We start from the raw sequence: 17,755 nt of genomic DNA, 5'->3' as shown, positions 1-17,755 counted from the left end.
GTACAGGTCTACGGCAGGTAGGTGTTGGTCCAGTCCTCGGACGACACGGAGGCGTCCGGGACCGCCTTGATGCCGTCCTTCACGAACGCGAGGGTCTTCTTCCATCCGTCCGCGTCCTGCTTGGCCGTGCTGGGCCAGTCCACCTGGGAGACGGAGGAGCTCAGCACGTCGTCCGGCAGGCTCCGCAAGGTGCTGCGGGCCGCGGCCAGTACCTTCTTGTCGGTGGCGGGGTGCGTGCTGAGATAGGCGGTCGCCTCCTGAACGGCGGCGGCGAACCCCTTGACGGTGTCGCCGTTGCTCTTCGCGAAGCTCTCCTTCGCCACGACGACCTGGCCGTATCCGGCCTGTTCGTAGGTCCACTCGGGGACCTTGGAGGAGTCGGCGACGACGACGCCGTCGCCCTCGTGCTGTACCTGCAGCGGGATCGGCTGGGAGGTGATGAACCAGTCCACCTCACCCTTGGCGAGAGATGCCTTGTCGGCTGCCGGACTGGGCAGCGAGACCCACTTCAGCTTGTCCGGGTCGACTCCGTGGGCCCTCAGGAAGATGCCGGCCTCGGCCTTGGTGTTGGCAGAGCTGGCACCGGCCGTCGAGTCGGCCAGGGCCTTGGCCACCTGGTCCGCGGGAGTGTCCGCGGTCAGGTTGTGCTCCTTGGCGAACTCGTCGCTGACGACTATACCGAGCGGGTTGCCTCCGCCATTGGTGGCGACCGAGATTTCCGGCAACCCCTTGGAGAGACCCGCCAGGAAGCTGGTGGGGCTGGAGTTGAGGAACTGCACCGATCCCGACTGCAGGGCGGAGGTGCCCGTCGAGGCGGTCAAGGTCACGTACTTGATCTTGATGTTGTGCTTGTCGAAGTATCCGTTCTTTTCCGCGAGGCGGATGGACAGGTCGAAGACGTTGCCGCTCACACCCACGGAGACGGTGGTCTTGCCGTCCGCTCCGACCGTGGCCGCCCCGTCGTCGCCGCAGGCGGTCAGCAGTGCCGCGCCGAGTATCGTGGCCGAGGCCAGGGCGAGCGTCGAGGTGGTCGTGTGCTGTCTCATGGGAACTCCTTTGTTCACCAGGCTTGCTGGGTGGCGAAGAATCGGATCCAGAAGTTGGTGCGCGCCGGATCCGAAACCGGAATGGTCCGGAAGTGCTCGCCGATCTCCATGACGGAGCCGGCGTCCGGCGAGAAGGCGGGCCAGCGTGGCAGGCCCGAGCCGTTGGGATCGCCGGTGGCGACGAAGTTGGTCCAGTAGGAGGAAAGCGTCCGCGCGATTTCGTGGTCCTCCTCGGTCCAGGACGCGCTCTTGCCGGCGGGGTTCTGGAAGACGTAGTCGATCTCGGAGCCGTGACCGGCCCGTCTCGGTCCCGAACCGGGCGCCGGGGCACGATGGGTCCAGAAGTAGGTGTGCAGTCTGCTGACGGTCTGGCGACCCCAGTCCACGCCCCACAGGTGGGTCGAGACACGTGAGTTGTCGCGTGCGGCACGGCTGCTCGCTCGGGCCGCCTCGTCGTCCGTCGCGGCCGGGTACAGCCTCAGGAACTCCTCGGCGAGCGGGCCGAACTTCCGTCGTGCCGCGGACCGGTGCTGTTCGAGCGTCACATGGACCGGCGGTGATCCCGGCCGGAGGCGCTGGCCGGAGCGCAGGCCGGCGACCATGTCCTCGGGTACGGCTCCGCCCTCGTCCAGGTTGTTCCCGGTGAGGTAGTCGACCTCGTTCTGCAGGCCCTTGGCGTATGTCTCGTCGTAGCCGGTGGGGATCGCCCATCCGTCGACGACGGGGCGGAACAGTGGCGGCCCCGCGGTGCCGCCGGTGTCGACCAGTGTGTCGACCGGCTGATGGCCGTCGATCAGCTTGCTCCAGTGCAGGTTGCGCAGTGCGTTCGCGGTGTGCGCGCCGTGCGCCCGTGCGTAGCGTTCTCCGGCCGCCTCGGCATCGGCGGACAGCCGGTATGAGGTGCACAGGTAGCGCAGCTCGGGATCGCGCCCGTACCGGGCGTGACTCTGCGCGACGGCGCGGTGGAACATGCCCTTGGCGAGTGGGGACATGGCCAGGAAATTGACCATACCGGCGCCCGCGGACTGGCCGGCGATGGTGACCCGGTCAGGGTCGCCTCCGAACCGCGCGATGTTGTCGCGCACCCAGCGCAGGGCGGCGACGCAGTCGAGCAGTCCGTAGTTGCCCGAGGAGCCGTGACCGGACTCCTCGCTCAACTCCGCGGTGGCGAGGAACCCGAAGGCGCCGAGGCGGTAGTTGAAGGTAACCACAACGGTGCCCTCGCGCGCCAGGTTCTCGCCGTCGTAACGGGGATGTGCTCCCGTGCCCTCGCGGAACCCACCTCCGTAGATCCACACCAGGACCGGTCGGCGCTCCGCCGACGCGGCCGCGCCCGTCCAGATGTTCAGGGACAGGCAGTCCTCGCTCATGGGCACGTCGACGCCTGTCGCGGCCGCGTCGGTCGGGGCCTGGGGGCACATGGGGCCGAACCGGTCGGCCCGTCGGATCCCCTCCCAGCGCGGCGGTTGCCGAGGCGGCCGCCAGCGCAGTTCGCCGACCGGTGCGGCGGCGTACGGAATGCCGCGGAAGACCGTGACGGTGCGGTCCCGGCACGGTACGCCCTCGACCGACCCGGCTTCAGTGGCCACGACGTGGCGCATGTTGTCCTTCCCATCCCCGTGGGCCGTCAGGAGACGGACGGCCCACGGGAGTTGTCCAGCAGCAGCGCCCGGCGGGCGGAGCCGACGTGGTGACGCATCGCCGCGACGGCGGCGGCGGGGTTGCGGGTGACGACGGCCAGGAAGATGGCCTGGTGCTCCTCCAGTGACCCGGACCGCGGGTGCTGGGCGGACAGGTTGCGGTACTGACGCATCACCAGCGGGTAGAGCAGCGTGTCGTAGGCGCGGGCCAGGGTCGTCTGGTGCGCCGACTGCTTGATCTGCTGGTGGAAACGCCGGTTGCACCGGGAGTACATGTCCTGGTCGCCCCTGGACTTGGCCTCCTCCATGTCCAGGAGGGTGCGGCGCATGTCCGAGACCTCCTCAGGGGTGGCCCGCTCGGCGGCCTTGCCGGCCAGAGCCGACTCCAGCGTCTCTCGGGCCTCCAGGATGTCCGCCGCCTCGGCCGCGGAGAAGCTTCGCGTCCGCACCCCTCGATTGACCTCGCTGGTGACGTAGCCCTCCTGCGCCAGCCTCACCAGTACGGACCTCATGGTGCTCCGTGACACGTCGAACATCCGGGTCAGGTCCGCCTCGGTCAACCGGGTGCCGGGGGCCATGCTTCCCGACAGAAGCAGGGCGCGAAGGCCCTCGTAGGTCTTGCCGTAGCGGGTGCCCGACCCGTTCGCTCCGGACTCGACACCGATACTGCCGTTGTCCACCTTGACCGCCTTTGCCTTCCATGGGGACGAGAACCGAGGAGGAGACCCTGACCGAGCACATGGCGGGTCAGCTCCCGGGCCGGCCCAGCGACGAGTACAGGCGGCGTGCGGTGCCTGCGAAGATCTCCTGCTGCGCCGTCGCGGGCAGCGGTGCCAGCACCGTGCGCGCCAGGTCGACGAGTTCGGGCAGCGACTGCTCGGCCGCCGGCAGGTTGGACCCCCAGGCGATGCGCCCGGCGCCGAAGGCGTCGACCACGGGTGCGAGGAACTCGATGGCCTCCTCCCCCGCGGCGTGCAGCGGTTCGAGGTTGCGATGGGTGAGCTTCAGATGCAGGTTCGGGTGACCGGCGAGCTGGGCGACCTCCTTGCCCGCGCGCGCCGGGCCCGACGCGATGTCGGGGTATCCGATGTGGTCGAGGAGCACCCGGACGCCGGGGAACCGCTCCAGTACGTCCACGAGCTGCCCGGTGGCCGCGCCCAGCCGCAGCTGGAGACAAACCGTGACGTCCAGCTCGCCCGCGGCACGCCAGAACGGGTAGGTCTCGGGCGCCGCGAACCACTCTCCCTGCGTGGGCACGGTGCTGCCGCTGGTGAACAGCCGCACACCGGCGAGGCTCGTCCCCCGGACGGCCCGTGCCAACCGGTCCGCGGCCGCGTCGGCCAGCGGGTCGAAGGTGCCGACCGCGAGAAAGCGTTCCGGGTGGGCGGCGGCGCTGTCGAGAACGTAGGAGTTGTTGTAGCCGTAGGCGGTGGTCGCCTGAACGAGGACGGACTGCAGGATGCCCGCCTCGTCCATGTGGGCGGCCATGTCCTCGGTGGTCACGGGGCGGGAGGTGGCCCAGGCGGACGCCTTCCCCCCGATGGGCGACCAGGGATACCGCTCCTGGTCTCCCGCTATGACGTGGCAGTGCGTGTCGATGATGTCCATGGTTCTGGCTCCAGTCAGGCGTCGGGGTAGTCGCCGTCGGCGAACAGCGCGCGCGTGTCGTCGGAGAAGTCCGCGTCCAGCAGCCCCTGGTCCCGTGAGTAGCGCACCAGGGCGGCCAGGCTCGGCTCGTTGGCGGCCACGCCGTAGGGCACAGGGTCGCCCCCGATCTGCTCGGCCTGCCGGGCGAACCGCGGCAGCGCCGTCCAGTCCGGGTCCGCGACCAGCTGCTGCCGCTTGGCCTCGGTGAACGCCGCGTACAGCGCGGTGGGCAGGGAGGAGTCGCGGGCGACCAGGTCACTGCGCAGCGCGATCACCGAGTGGAGGGGGTAGACGCCGGTGCGCACGTAGTGGTCGGACGCGAGGATGCCTGATTCGGGGAACAGCGGGTACGGGGCGTCGCCGTCGACGGGCTGCGGCTCGGCCGTCGCGGTCCATCCGCTGCGCGGAGCCCCTGCCCGGCCGGTACCGGCGTTGCCGGTGAAGGCGGCGTCGATCTCGCCGGCGCGCAGCAGCTCACCGAGCGAGCGCCCGTCTGTGACACGCTCCACGTTGGACGGCACGCGACCCTCGACGTGGTCGTCGTCGTCCACGACCCAGGTGATCTTGTCGATGTCGACTCCGTACTCCTCGGTGAGGACACCACGCGCCCACACCCCGGTGCTCACCGAGTAGGCGCGCACGCCCACCCGGCGTCCCTCGAGATCGCGGGGGACACGGATGCCGGAGCGGGGTCCGCACTGGACGTCGCCGTGGTGGAACCGCCGGTTGAGGAAGACCGGGATGGCAGTGAGGGCGACACCTGCCTGGCGGGCCATCAGGTAGGACACCGGTGCGAGTTCGCACACGTCGTACTCGAGGTCGCGGATCATGCGCCGATAGGCGCCGATGATCGGCCTGACCTGTACTTCCTCAACGCTGTGACCGGGTACCGCGGCCGTCTGGTCCAGCAGTGCCCGCACGTGCGGGTAGTCGCCGAGGGCGGTCGAGAGCTTCTGCATCTCCTGCCTTTCTGTTGCGCTCCGCGGAGCGCGATGGTGTTCGGGGGAGGAAGAGCGGTGCCGCGCCTCGGTCAGCCACCGAGGCGGGAGGCGGGGACGCCGAGAGCGGCGCAGGTCCGTTCGACCAGCTCGTCGAAGTCGACGGGGCGGGCGACGACCTCCTGTTCCACGGCGTAGGCGGCGGCACGGGTCACCGGACCGCGCAGCCCGGCGAATCCGGAGGGGTCGACGGCGGCCGTGGGTGCCGCGGCCGCCGCCTTGCGCATGGCGTCGTAGGCGGCCAGGATCGCGGCGGAGTTCTCGCGGGCGGCGGCCTCGGTCATGCCCACGACGTGGTTGACGGGGGTGAAGCCGGTGGCCGACGACCACTGCGCGGCCACTCTGCGCGCATCGTTGACGGCCGTGCGGATGCGGTCGTCGGCGGGCAGTTCATTGCCCATGATTCCGAAGTCGACGCGGCCGTCGAGGAAGTCGGCCGGCAGCTTGCTGCCCTCGGGTGCACGGGTGACCCAGGAGGGGTCCTCGCAGCCGTCGACGTGCGCGCCCTCGTAGGTCCTCCAGTCGACCTTGCGCAGGTCGACCCCGTACTGCTCGGTGAGAAAGCCGCGTACCCACACACCGGTGGTCTGGCTCCAGGCGCGGACACCGACGCTGCGGCCCTCGACGTCGTCCACGGTCAGCCGGCCCATGGTCACCAGCGTCTGGTGCTGGTCGCGGCCGAGCGCGGTGATGGGTAGCAGCAGGACGGGACGGTCCTGGGCGACCGCCTGGAGCAGGGTGACGATGGCGAGTTCGCACACGTCGGGTCCGTTGCCGTCGACGAAGCCGCGCGAGGCCTTGTGGACCGGTCGGATCGCGAGGCGCTCGGCCTGCCCCCCGCCGGCCGCCACGGCAGCCTCGGCCGCCTCCGCCAGATCGTCACGGCCGAGAACGAGCTTCATGACTGTTTCCTCCTGGAGTGGTGGCGTTCGTGGTGCTGACGCAGCAGGTCGACGCCGTAGTCGTTGCCGTTGGGGGTGCGCACCACGGTGTGGATGTGGCGCCGGCTGGGCACGTCGTTGTCGAACATCACCCCGGCCATGTGCTCGAACTCGATAAGGATCACGGGGCTGTGGATGCGGTAGTAGAAGACGCCGTCCGGATCACCCGCCCACGCGAAGTGTGTGTCGCCCTCGTGTGCGAGGACCTGCTCCATGCGTACGGCGGCGTGCCCGGGGTTGGCGCGGCCGGTGTAGAGGCCGATCAACTCCCGTGCCGCGCGGCGCTGGTCCGTGGTCAGTTCGCCGAGCCGGAGTCCCTCGTAGTTCAGTTCGTAGTTGTCCCGGAACGCGCCGACGAACAGTTCCTCGGGCATTCCGTCGGCGATCACCGCCCGTTCCCGCTGCGGCGCGGAGAGACCGGCGAACAGTTCCGCCGCCACCGCCTCCTCGAGCCGGAAGGCGCTCGTGCCCGCGTACTTGCCCGACACGTCGACGACGGGTTCGGCTCCGAGGAACGTCGGTGTCAGGACCATGTGATCGCCGACGATCGCGCAGTTGACGTTCACGTGGTGTCCGTCCAGCTGCCAACCGAAGGGCCTGTCGCCGCCGGGGTCGCCGTAGACGCTGAACCAGTAGATCCACTCGTTGAGCATGTCGGTCTCGCCGCGCAGCTCACCGATCGTCAGGTTCAGCCGCATCAGGTCGATGACCTGCTGGTACCCGGCCTTGCTGAGGCTGGTGCGGACAAGGTCCAGGGCGAGGTGTCGCTTGGTGTCGTCCAGGTCCTCGAGGCACAGGCCGTGGCGCAGGAAGTAGCGGGCCCCGTTGGCCCAGTGCCTCCACGTCACGTCTTCCATCGGGAATCGCGCCTCGGACAGTTCCTTCGGGGTGAGCTGTCCCAGGTAGGCCTCGGTCGCCCGTCGGATCCCGGTGGTGTCGACGCCGGTCCCGGTCAACGGGAACAGTCCCTCGCGCACGCCCTCGGTGGTGGCCAGCCCGCGGAAGGGTTCGTCGGCCGCTTTGCGGCGCCACTCCACCTTGGCGAGCAGCTCCGGCGTCCACTCGGCCGGCTCTCGGGTGGGCGCGGCTCCGCGCTTGCGCAGTCCCATCACTGCCCTCCTCTCTTCTTCTTGTCTGCTTCTCGTGTGTATGTCGGATCGGCCGGCTCAGTCGGCGAGGAACTCCGCGCCCCGCTCGATGCCGACCAGATCGACCGGAGTGCGCACCACTTGCTGCTCCAGCGCGTATCGAGCCGCTGTGTGCAGGCAGTTGCTCAGGGAGTCGCTCCACCCCGCGGCCACCGCGCGGCCGGCCGGTGTCGCCTGGCCGCGTTGGCCCGCCGTGTCCGCGATGGCCTGCGCGAGGGCGCGGTACAGGGCGGTGACCGCGTCGCGCTCGGTCTTCAGGACGTCGTCGCGGACCACGAGCAGATGATTGGCGGGCACCGTGCCGTGGCGCTCGCACCAGGCGCGGCCCGCGGCCTCTGCGTTCTCGATCACCGGGACGAGGGGGGTGCCCTGGGTCCCGATGGCGCGTGGGCCCAGCACGGCCGCGTCCACGTCACCGGCACGGAGCAGGCCCGCGACGTTCCGGCCGGCCCACCGCTCGACGTTCGTGGGATCGCGGTACGACGCGACGTGCGCTTCCTCGGTGGTGACCCAGGTAATCTCCGAGGCGTGAACTCCGTAGTCCTCGCGCAGGATGCCACGCACCCACAGGCCGGTGGTCTGGCCGTACGAGCGCACGCCGATCCGTTTGCCGGCCAGCCGCCGCGGGTCCAGAGCGGGAGAGTCGGGCAGTCGGGTGAGCGAGCCGTGGTGTGTGGCCCCGATCAGGACGACCGGGAGCAGGGTGACGGGCACCCCGGCCTCGCGCGCCTGGAGAAAGGTGGCGACGGGCATCTCGCAGACGTCGAACTCGAGGTCGCGGACCATCCGAGGAAAGGCGGAGTACAGCGGCTTGGCCGTCTGGAAGCGGCACTCCACCCCGTCGACCGGGAGTGTGCCGTCCTTGAGCGGGCGGGTGTGCGGATAGTCCCCGAGAAGGATGTCGAGCTTGGCCATGTCCGTCCCCCCTCACACGTCCTCGCCGTACCAGAGACGGCGGTAGGGCGGGCTGAGCACGCTGCGGGTGATCCGGACGTCGATGACGGTGGGGCGCGGGTCACGTACATAGTCGGCGAGGGCCGCACGGAGTTCGTCTACGGTGCGGACGGTCGTTCCGGCGCCGCCGAGTGTCACCGCGACGGGTCCGAGCTCGGGTGTCGGGATCACGGCGAGCTCCGGATCGAGGTCCTTCGCCGCGGACTTGTGGTACTCCGCGCCGAGCCCTTCGTCGTTCATGACCACGACGAGCAGCGGCAGGCGGTACCGACAGGCGGTCTCGAATTCGGACAGGTGCATCAGGAAACTGGCGTCGCCCTCGACCACGAAGGACGGCCGTCCCCCATCTGCGACGATCTTGCCGATGGTGATGAGGGGTGCCTGGCCGATGGCCCCGAACATGCCGTAGTTGGAGACTATCTCGCGCGAGCGCTGGAACAGCATGGTGCCGAAGTCCGTCTGGTGCCCGCTGCCCAGGACCAGGTCGATCTCGCCCGGCAGTTCGGCGTCCAGGACGGCGATCGCCTCACGCGGGTCAATGCGCTCGGGTTCCCGCACGTACTCGTCGGGGTCGATGAGCGGTGCGGTCAGGCGGTTGCGCACGTCGGCGGTGTGGAAGCCCTCCACACGGACCTTGCGCAGACCCAACTCCCGCTCCAGTGCGGTGAGAGCGGTGACGGCGTCGGCCCGCACGTAGCAGTCCGCCGCGGCGCCGTTGCCCATGACAAGGTGCTCGGCGGTGTCGATCTGGACGTACTTCGCCTCGGGGAAGAGATAGCCGTGCTCGGTGGTGTAGTGGTTGAGGCTGGCACCGACCGCGATCACGCAGTCTGCCTCCTGCAACAGCTCCATCGCGGTCCGGTTGCCGAACAGGCCGGCGATGCCGACGTGGTGCTCGGTGCGGTCGCGCAACCAGTTCTTCGCCTGGAGCGTCGTCGCAATGAGGGCGCCGGTGCGCTCCTGAAGACTCAGGATCTCGTCGGCGGCTCCGGCCCGGCGCGCTCCGCGTCCCACGACGATCACGGTGCGCTTGCTCGCCTGCACGATGTCGGCGGCATGTACGATGCGCTCCGGGTCCGGCAACGGCCGTTGATGGTCGATCAGTTCGGTGGAGGGCACGTACGGCGGGGCGTCGGTGCCGTCGGAGTACTCGTGCAGCTGTATGTCCATGGGCGCGCTGAGCATCACCGGGCGCGACTCGGTGCGGGCGAGGTGGAAGGCCCGCTGGACGACTTCCTCCGCCTGGTCCGCGCGGTCGAGGTGGATGAAGGCGCACTCGATCGCGGCGGCGAAGCGGGCCTGGTCGAGGTACTGGGCCGCGGCCTTGTCGCCCCAGGCGGTCTCCCCGCAGAAGGCGACCAGCGGGGTGCGGGCCCGGGCCGCGACGATCATCGAGGTGGCGAGCTGCGAGACCCCCGGTCCGCTGGTCGTGGTGATCACGCCGGGCTGTCCGGCCGCTCGCGCCCAGCCGTCGGCCATGCCGAGGCCGGAGCCCTCGTGGCGCACCTCGTACAGGTTGACGCCCCGCTCGGCGAGGGCGTTCATCCAGTGCATGTTGGCGTCGCCCATCATGCCGAACACGTCGCGCGTCCCTTCTCGCAGGAACGCCTCGGCCATGGCTTCGTAGACCTTCACTTGGCACCCGCCTCGGTGTTCTCGGAGTTGTCCAGGACGTTGTTCAGCCGAGGGAATACGCGCAGGGCGTTCTCGGACTCGATAAGCCGGCGGTCGGCGTCGGTGAGGGTGTCGACGGAGTCGAGGATGTGCTTGGTGTCGTCGAAGCGATGGCCCGTCTCGGGGTCGATGCCGCGGACGGCGCCGATCATCTCGGAGGCGAAGAGGATGTTCTGCGCGGGGATGATGTCGGTGAGCAGTTCCATGCCTCGCCGGTGGTACACGCAGGTGTCGAAGAAGACGTTGCGCAGCACCAGCTCCTCCAGCGGCGGACGGCCCTGGTCCTGCATGACGCCCCGGTAACGGCCCCAGTGGTAGGGGACGGCTCCGCCACCGTGCGGAATGATGACCTTCAGCGTGGGGAAGTCCTTGAACAGGTCCGACATGCACAGCTGCATGAAGACGGCGGTGTCGCCGGCCAGGTAGTGGGCACAGGTGCCCTGCAGCGCCGCGTTCCTCGACATGGCCACGTGGAGCATCGCGGGGACGTCCAGCTCCACCATCTTCTCGTAGAGCGGGTAGTACACCTTGTCGGTGAGCGGCGGGGCCTGCCAGTAGCCGTCGGAGGGGTCGGGGTTGAGGAGACAGCCGACGAAGTCGAGTTCGTTGACGCAGCGCTCCAGTTCGGCGGCGCTGGCGCGAACGGAAGAAGCGAGGGCGTCGCCGGGCGACTGGGGCAGCTGGCAGACGCCCACGAAGCGTCCGGGGAAGAGGCCGCAGACCCGGGAGATCAGGTCGTTGCTGACCTGGGACCAGTCGAGACTGGTGCGTTCGTCGCCGTAGTGGTGGGCCATCTTCCCCGCGCCCGGAGAGAACAGCGCCACGTCGACACCGCGCTCGTCCTGGAGCTTGAGCTGCCCCTTCTCGATGGCGGCCCTGATGGCGTCGTCGCCGATGCTGAGTTCGTCGGGCGAGACGTGTGTGCCCGACTCCTCGAAGGCGCGGATCTGTTTCTCCCGCCATTGGCCGAGGGCAGGCGGTGCGGTGGTGAAGTGGCCGTGACAGTCGATGAGCACGAGGAGACTCCGAAGATGTTCAGCGGTGGTGGAAGGGAGGACCGTCAGGCACGGCCGGTGAGCGAGTGCCCCAGGTCGAGTCCCGGGTAGGTACGCACCGGTGCGGTCATCAGGAAGCGGTAGCCGTCGTCGAGGACCTGCTTGACGTTGTCGGCGGTGACGTGCGGGTGGCCGACGGGGACACCTCGGGCACGGCAGGCGTCCAGGACGCGGCGCTTGCACTCGAGCATGCGCGGGTGGTCGTACTGGCGCGGGATGCCGAGCTCCTGGCTCATGTCACCCTCGCCGACGATGACGAGACCGATTCCCGGCACCTCGTCCAGCATCTGCGGCAGGTTCTCGATGCCCCGCTGATCCTCGATCATGAGGGCGACGAGGACCTCTCCGTCGGGGTCGAGCGGCCACACGTCGCTGCGCGAGTAGTACTCCTGGTTGGTCAGGCCCCAGTAGCGGGCCGCCGTTCCCGGACTGTCGCCGCGCAGTCCGGCCGGCTCGTACCGGGGATCGTCGGCCAGGGACGGGTACCGGCAGGCCGCCACCGCGTTGCGGGCCTCCTCAACGGTGGAGATGTGAGGCCAGACGACACCGAAGGCGCCGAGGTCGAGTACCTGCTTGGCGTGCCACTGTGCCCGCTCGGCCCCGTTCGCGGGGATGCGCACGACCGGCGTGAGTGCCGGCCCCGGCTCGTCGGAGGTGCGGATCTGGCGCCGGTTCAGCAGGTACTGGAAGGTGTCGCGAAGGGCGACGGCGTCCCACGGCTTGTGCTCCATCTCGAAGACGAGCGCGTCGTAGGAGCTGGTGGAGAAGTCGATCGCCGCGGTTGGTTCGGCCGGTGAGAAGGAAGCGAAGACGTGCCGGCCCGCCGCGAGATGAGCGATGACCTTGTTGAGGCGCTGGGCTGTCATGGACGGCCTCCTCGGGTGGTTGCGGATGCGGCGGAGGACGGGGAGGGATCCGGCCGGGCGGCGGGCGGCACGGAACGCCGACGGCCGAACAGCCTGGCCAGCCGTTCACGGATTCGCCGCCAGAGCCCCGGCCTGGCCGGAGCGACGACGACCGTCTCCTCGGGAGCGGGGGGCGCGGGCTCGGCCTGCTCCGTTTCGGCGCAGAGTTGGGTGAACGCTTCCGAGAACTCCCGGGTCATCTTCTTCACCACGACACCGGCACCCGACTCGATGAGAGGGGCGAGCTTGCCGGAGAGGTTGACCTCACCGTTCATCGAGACCTGCGAGCCGCCCGTCGCCGGGTTATCGGTCACGGAGAAGACGGCGGTCCCGTTGAACCTGGTGGCGCCCTGGCCGTCCCGGCCTCGTGCGGTGAGCCGGCCCTCCCGCTCGGCCTCGTCCAACTCCAGGGTGATCCTGGCGGCGAACTTGACCCGGATGCCGCCGAACCTGATGACGAGGACGGCGTCGAAGGAACCGTCGTCGTGGGACTCTCCGAGTTCCGCGCCGCCGACGCACGAAACGACGGCGGAAGGGTCGGAGACGACCTCCCAGACGCGGTCCGGCGGGCTGGGTACGTCGATGATTTCAGCAAGGGATATCAAGGGTTGGACCTCGCTTTGTGCATTTGCTATGCGGCGTCGGGCGTCTTCGCATCCGACCTGAAAAGGCTCCACAGGTCGTTGTAGAGCTCCGAGAACTCGTGCGACTCGATGAGTGTGCCGATGGTGCGCGGGCGCTCGAAGGGAATCGGGAGCACGCGCCGGACGGTGCCCGGCCCCTCGGACATCACGACCACCTGATCGGCCAGGTAGATGGCCTCGTTGAGGTCGTGTGTGACGAAGACCAGCGTGCCCTTCTGCTCCTGCCAGAGGTTGAGCAGTTCCTGCTGGAGTCCCAGCCTGGTGATGGCGTCCAGCGGGCCGAAGGGCTCGTCCATCAGTACGATGGAGGGCTCGTAGATGAGTGCACGGGCGATCGCACAGCGTTTGCGCATGCCACCGGAAAGCTCCCGTGGATAGTGGTCCTCGAACCCGGTGAGCCCCACGACGCCGATCCAGTGAGCGATGCGTTCGTCCCGTTCCGCCTTCGGCACCTTGCGGAACTTCAGGGCCAGGCCGATGTTGGCCTTGACGGTCAGCCAAGGCAGCAGATCGGTCTGCTGGGTCACGTATGCGGCGTCCGAGTTGACGGCAGTGACCTCTTCACCGCCGAAGTACACCTTGCCCTTGGACGGCTTGAGCAGGCCGGCTGCCAGATTGAGCAGAGTGCTCTTTCCACAGCCGCTGGGTCCGATCACTGCGACTGACGTGCCGCGTTCGATCTGGAACGACACCTCCTCGATGGCGGGTCGATGGCTGCCGGGGAACTCCAGGGTCACGTTCTCGAAGCGGAGCGCTTCCGCCTGTGGAGCGCGCTTGTTGGTCGACATCTTCGTCTCCTCGGCCACACCTCGTGCGCGGGGGCGGCCTGGCGCATCGCCTGTGCGGTGGATGGGGGTTTCCGTGCGATTGATCACCGCGGGCCGTGTTCACGGCACGCGGAACCACACGGGAGCGAACTCACCTGTGAACGACCTTGACTCACTGAGCCATCAAGATTGTCCGACAAGATCTGAGTGGAACGTAACCCCTCCGCCACACCCCAGCAAGATGCGTGCAAGAAAATCCTGCACAAAGAACTGCTACCGCCGCCGACGAGATCAACATTGTGTGACAATCACTGAGCGTCGACGGGGGTCACTTTTCGTGTCGCCCGACTGAGAGTGCATGCGCAAATGGGCGCGAACCGTCCGGGGTACGGAGGTCACACCCAGGGCCGGGCCTCACGATCACGAGGACGGCTGGGCATAGCGTCGCCACGTACGTCGTCCGCCGCTCCGCACGGAAATGTGTAGAAGATCGGCGCCCACTACGGCCGACCCCGTGAAGTGGACTCGACGCGCGCTGTCCTTCAGCAGTCGCCGCCAGGTCCCCTCCGTGACCACTAGCGGGTCGCCGGGGCCGAGGTGGGTGGCGACCAGGGTTCGCGCGTCGGCCTCGGCCGCGATCCTTCCGAGTTCCGCCACGTCCGTGTGGGTGGCCAGAATGTGGTCGATCAAGGTCTGCGGCAGGCCCAGGCTCGCCAGGCCCTCAGGGTGGAGCGCTTCGTGAACCAGGACGTCCACGTGCCGGGCGAGCCTGATGAGATTCGGATTCGGTGCCGCGTCTCCGGAGAAGACAACGCTGCCGTGGTCGGTGTCGAACCGGTAGGCGTACGCGGGAAACACCGCACCGTGCAGCACGAGCACAGCGGTGACCTTCATGGCATCGTTCTCCATGACGGTGAAAGGCGCCATGTCGGGCGCGGTGTTCGCAGCCGAAGCCCCCGTGCTCGACGGTGGCAGCACGTCGTGGACCCGCAGCAGCGCCGTGGGATCGGATCCGGTGTGCTCACTCATGAAGAAGCTCGGCGACGCGGCGAAGGCCCGGGCGGCCAGTTCCATCATCTCCACGGTGCCGGCAACTGGCCCAGGGGCGAGGGCCACGGTGGACGCGATGCCCGCAGGTCCCGGACCATAGACGTCTATGGGTGCACGGAAGCCGGCTTCGCCGGAGGCTCCGGCGGCAAGCATCGGAAACGCGTAGTAGTCCACGACATGGTCGGCATGCAGGTGAGTCAGGAATATGCCGGAGAGCGAGGGCATCGACAGACCTGCCCGCATGTACTGGCTGACCGCGCCGCGGCCGCAGTCGACGACGTACGTCCTGCCGTCGACCACCAGGGCGGACGAGATGCCGTAGCGGGCGGCAAGCGGTGGCGGTCCGCCATTGGTACCCAGCAGAGTCAGCGACAGCCGCGCGTCCGACGGACGCGACGGAGCCGCTGCAGCGGGCTGGACCGCTCCCCACTGGGTGGCGGCCACGGCAACCCCCGCAAGCAGCGCTCTACGCGTCGCCGACCGATGCGGTACGGGCAGGTGCGCGGCGACAGCACCGTTGCCGGACGGGATGGCGTCTGCGGCCTGGCACATGAGAGCGGCACCCTTCTGCCTCACTGCGGCAACAGTGGGGGCGGGCATGCGTGGCCGCGGCGGGGAGCCGTCGCTGGCCCTGTTGCACTACGCAACGTTGGTCACATGTCTCGCGCCTGTCTACGGCGCGGCACGAATCAGCCGTGCAGGCGGTGCAGCATTAGATGCCGCGGTTCTTGCCTTGCGCTTTGGTTTCGGGGGCACTAGGACCACTGCCGCCGCACCTCCCTAAGGGCTCGCAGGGAATTAACATGTTGCTTCCCGTGATGCGGCTCGTTGTTGTGGTATGAGCATCTCCGACGAGGTCCGCGGTCAACTCGCTGTGAGGTTCGAGGTGTTGTTCCCGCACCTCGACGAACGGCAGCGGCGGCTGATGATGGGGGCCGAGGCCCGGATCCTGGGTCACGGCGGTATCCGGGCGGTCGCGCGGGCGGCCCAGGTCAGTGAGACGACGGTCCGCAAGGGCGTGGACGAGCTGGAGGCCGGCGAGGAACCCCTGGGGCGGGTACGCAGGCCCGGTGGCGGCCGCAAGCGGTCCGCAGATCTTGATCCTGGGCTGCGGTCCGCGCTGCTGGCCCTGGTGGAACCCGATGAGCGGGGTGATCCGATGTCGCCGCTGCGCTGGACGGTGAAGTCGACCAGAAGCCTGGCGGCCGCGCTCACCGGTCAGGGGCACCGGGTGAGTGCGGACACGGTCGGTGACCTGCTGCGGGAGGAGGGCTTCAGCCTGCAGGCGGGCGCCAAGATACTCGAGGGCAGGCAGCACCCGGACCGCGACGCCCAGTTCCGCTACATCAACGAGCAGGCCAGAGGACACATGAGCGCCGGCCAGCCGGTGATCAGCGTGGACACGAAGAAGAAAGAACTCATCGGCGACTACAAGAACGCGGGCCACCAGTGGCGGCCTGCCGGTGAGCCGGTCCTGGTCAAGACGCACGACTTCCTGGACCGGCAGGGGCCGGGCAAGGCGATCCCCTACGGGATCTATGACATCGCCGCGAACACCGGCTGGGTCAGTGTCGGCACCGATCACGACACCGCCGCGTTCGCCGTCGCCTCCATCCGCCGCTGGTGGCAGGCCCGGGGTCGGCACGACTACCCGGCCGCCACCCACCTGCTGATCACCGCGGACGCGGGCGGGTCCAACGGCTACCGCACCCGCGCCTGGAAGACTGAACTCGCCGCCCTGGCCGCCGAGACGGGCTTGGACATCACGGTCTGCCACATGCCGCCGGGCACCTCGAAGTGGAACAAGATCGAGCACCGGCTGTTCTCCCACATCTCCATGAACTGGCGCGGGCGCCCGCTGACCAGCCACGACGTCATCGTCAACAGCATCGCGGCAACCACCACCCGCACCGGGCTGACCGTCCACGCCGAACTCGACCCGGGCACCTACGACACCGGCATCAAGGTCACCGACAGCGACATCGACGCTCTGCCCATGCACCGGCACCGTTTCCACGGCGACTGGAACTACACCCTCCACCCGCCACCGCGCGACACCACCAGCGCAGCCACGACCCCGTGGCCGACCGGCGACCCGTCTTCGCAGCCCTGCACCGGGTGCCTGCGCAACCCGGAGCTGACCGGCATGCCCGAACCGGCGCTGGACGAACTCGTCAACCAACTGACATCACACCTCGACGAGTTACGTGAGCAAGGACGGCTCCGACAGCGAGGGGGCGAGCGCATCCGTGCTCGGGGCGCTGGGGCCAAAGACAAGCTGACCACCTTCGACAGAGTCCTGGCCACCGTGCTCTACCTGCGCAAACTCGGCACCCGCCATCTCCTCGCCCAGCTCTTCGGAGTCAACACCAGCACCCTCACCAGGGCCGTTCACCAAGTCCAGCCTCTCCTGGCCGAGCACGGTTGCACCATTCCACCCTCGACAGCCAGGTTCCACACACCCGCTGACGTCACCGCGTTCCTCGCCAATAGCAATCCCACGAAGATCAAACCAGCAGGTTAATTCCCTGCGAGCCCTTAGGGCGCGGCGCGAGCACGGGCCATGGGCCTCTGGAGTGCGCTCGCGGCGGCGGGTGGCGCATCCGGAGCGGTTCGCGGGGGCTGCTCACCCAGTACGCCGGCTGGCGATGGATCTTCTTTGTCAACGCTCCCGTCGGTGTTCTCGCTTTTGCCGCCGCTCTGCTGCAGGTCCGCGACCACGCGGAGACCAGCCGGTTCCGCCGACTGGATCTACCCGGAGCACCGGCTGTCACCGGGGGCCTCACCGCGTTCACCTACGGTGTGATCACCGCGGAGAGCCAGCACTGGAGCGCACCCGCAGTCTGGTCTGCTCTCCTCGCGTCCGTGGTCCTCATCGGTGTGTTCCTCACGATCGAATGAGTGAGCCGCGCCCCTCTCGTGCCGCTCCGGCTTCTACGGACAGCGCACCTTCGCGGTCGCCAACACGGTGGTGTTCGCGCTTGGATCCGTGGATCGCACTCCCCACCGGAGCCTACGGCGACGCCCTGCTCACCGCCGCCTGCTTCACGCTGGTCGGCACGCTTGCGTCACTCGCGATGGCTACGGCGAGCCCCCACCTCTCGCAGTGACAGCGCGGACCGGCCTGAACGCGCATCCCCCGTACGTCGCGCACCACCCCGCCCGAGATGGCTGACGCCCGTGGCGTCCGAGCCTTCGCAGAGCGCCTGGCGGGCTTGAGAGAAGTCTCGATCACTCGATGGCCTGCCCCACCAATCGCCCGGCACAGGCCACGTGCCCGCTCCGC

At 68.8% G+C, this 17,755-nt stretch carries 16 protein-coding genes; 2 read left to right on the top strand and 14 right to left on the bottom strand.

Annotated elements, in window-relative coordinates; translation table 11 throughout:
• Positions 1-8 precede the first annotated feature (8 nt).
• The 14 genes from ACGH7X_RS34195 to ACGH7X_RS34130 form a co-directional block, all read right to left on the bottom strand.
• Positions 9-1,046: an ABC transporter substrate-binding protein gene (locus ACGH7X_RS34195; protein ID WP_399892845.1), complete on the bottom strand. Its 1,038-nt coding sequence runs from the start codon at positions 1,044-1,046 to the stop codon at positions 9-11.
• Positions 1,047-1,060: 14 nt separating this feature from the next.
• Positions 1,061-2,647, bottom strand: a complete 1,587-nt coding sequence (locus tag ACGH7X_RS34190) for a carboxylesterase/lipase family protein (RefSeq protein WP_399892842.1) — start codon at positions 2,645-2,647, stop codon at positions 1,061-1,063.
• A 26-nt stretch (positions 2,648-2,673) separates the two neighbouring features.
• A complete protein-coding gene (locus ACGH7X_RS34185; RefSeq protein WP_399892839.1) occupies positions 2,674-3,366 on the bottom strand; it encodes a GntR family transcriptional regulator in 693 nt (230 codons plus the stop codon).
• Positions 3,367-3,433: 67 nt separating this feature from the next.
• Positions 3,434-4,294, bottom strand: a complete 861-nt coding sequence (locus ACGH7X_RS34180) for an amidohydrolase family protein (protein WP_399892836.1) — start codon at positions 4,292-4,294, stop codon at positions 3,434-3,436.
• Positions 4,295-4,308: 14 nt separating this feature from the next.
• Positions 4,309-5,292, bottom strand: coding sequence for a 4,5-dihydroxyphthalate decarboxylase (locus ACGH7X_RS34175; protein WP_399892834.1), 984 nt, complete (start codon positions 5,290-5,292; stop codon positions 4,309-4,311).
• A 71-nt stretch (positions 5,293-5,363) separates the two neighbouring features.
• Positions 5,364-6,233 carry a hypothetical protein gene (locus ACGH7X_RS34170; RefSeq protein ID WP_399892831.1) on the bottom strand — a complete coding sequence of 290 codons (870 nt, stop codon included), beginning with the start codon at positions 6,231-6,233 and terminating at the stop codon, positions 5,364-5,366.
• Positions 6,230-7,381 (bottom strand): DUF3500 domain-containing protein, encoded by a 1,152-nt coding sequence (locus tag ACGH7X_RS34165; RefSeq protein ID WP_399892828.1) that lies wholly within the window; start codon positions 7,379-7,381, stop codon positions 6,230-6,232. The genes ACGH7X_RS34170 and ACGH7X_RS34165 overlap by 4 nt, the downstream gene beginning before the upstream one ends.
• A 57-nt stretch (positions 7,382-7,438) precedes the next feature.
• Positions 7,439-8,335 carry a hypothetical protein gene (locus tag ACGH7X_RS34160; RefSeq protein ID WP_399892826.1) on the bottom strand — a complete coding sequence of 299 codons (897 nt, stop codon included), beginning with the start codon at positions 8,333-8,335 and terminating at the stop codon, positions 7,439-7,441.
• 12 nt (positions 8,336-8,347) lie between these two features.
• A complete protein-coding gene (locus ACGH7X_RS34155; RefSeq protein WP_399892823.1) occupies positions 8,348-10,009 on the bottom strand; it encodes a thiamine pyrophosphate-binding protein in 1,662 nt (553 codons plus the stop codon).
• Complete coding sequence (locus ACGH7X_RS34150) at positions 10,006-11,064, bottom strand: amidohydrolase family protein (RefSeq protein WP_399892820.1); 1,059 nt, start codon at positions 11,062-11,064, stop codon at positions 10,006-10,008. Before ACGH7X_RS34150 ends, ACGH7X_RS34155 begins: the two co-directional genes overlap by 4 nt.
• A gap of 44 nt (positions 11,065-11,108) precedes the next feature.
• Entirely contained in the window at positions 11,109-11,969 is an 861-nt protein-coding gene (locus tag ACGH7X_RS34145; RefSeq protein ID WP_399892817.1) for an HpcH/HpaI aldolase/citrate lyase family protein, read from the bottom strand.
• Positions 11,966-12,613, bottom strand: a complete 648-nt coding sequence (locus tag ACGH7X_RS34140; protein ID WP_399892814.1) for an SRPBCC domain-containing protein — start codon at positions 12,611-12,613, stop codon at positions 11,966-11,968. The genes ACGH7X_RS34145 and ACGH7X_RS34140 overlap by 4 nt, the downstream gene beginning before the upstream one ends.
• A gap of 26 nt (positions 12,614-12,639) precedes the next feature.
• On the bottom strand, positions 12,640-13,440 hold the full coding sequence (locus ACGH7X_RS34135) for an ABC transporter ATP-binding protein (protein WP_399892811.1): 801 nt from the start codon (positions 13,438-13,440) through the stop codon (positions 12,640-12,642).
• A gap of 399 nt (positions 13,441-13,839) precedes the next feature.
• Complete coding sequence (locus tag ACGH7X_RS34130; RefSeq protein ID WP_399892808.1) at positions 13,840-14,913, bottom strand: MBL fold metallo-hydrolase; 1,074 nt, start codon at positions 14,911-14,913, stop codon at positions 13,840-13,842.
• Between the two features lie 394 nt (positions 14,914-15,307).
• Between ACGH7X_RS34130 and ACGH7X_RS34125 the strand changes: the two genes are divergently transcribed.
• A complete protein-coding gene (locus ACGH7X_RS34125; protein WP_399892805.1) occupies positions 15,308-16,993 on the top strand; it encodes an ISAzo13 family transposase in 1,686 nt (561 codons plus the stop codon).
• Positions 16,994-17,450: 457 nt separating this feature from the next.
• Positions 17,451-17,579: a hypothetical protein gene (locus ACGH7X_RS34120; RefSeq protein WP_399892803.1), complete on the top strand. Its 129-nt coding sequence runs from the start codon at positions 17,451-17,453 to the stop codon at positions 17,577-17,579.
• The last annotated feature ends 176 nt before the right edge of the window (positions 17,580-17,755 follow it).

This window comes from Streptomyces sp. BBFR51, assembly GCF_044591655.1.
GTDB lineage: Bacteria > Actinomycetota > Actinomycetes > Streptomycetales > Streptomycetaceae > Streptomyces.
This window is presented reverse-complemented; position numbering and strand designations above follow the sequence as displayed.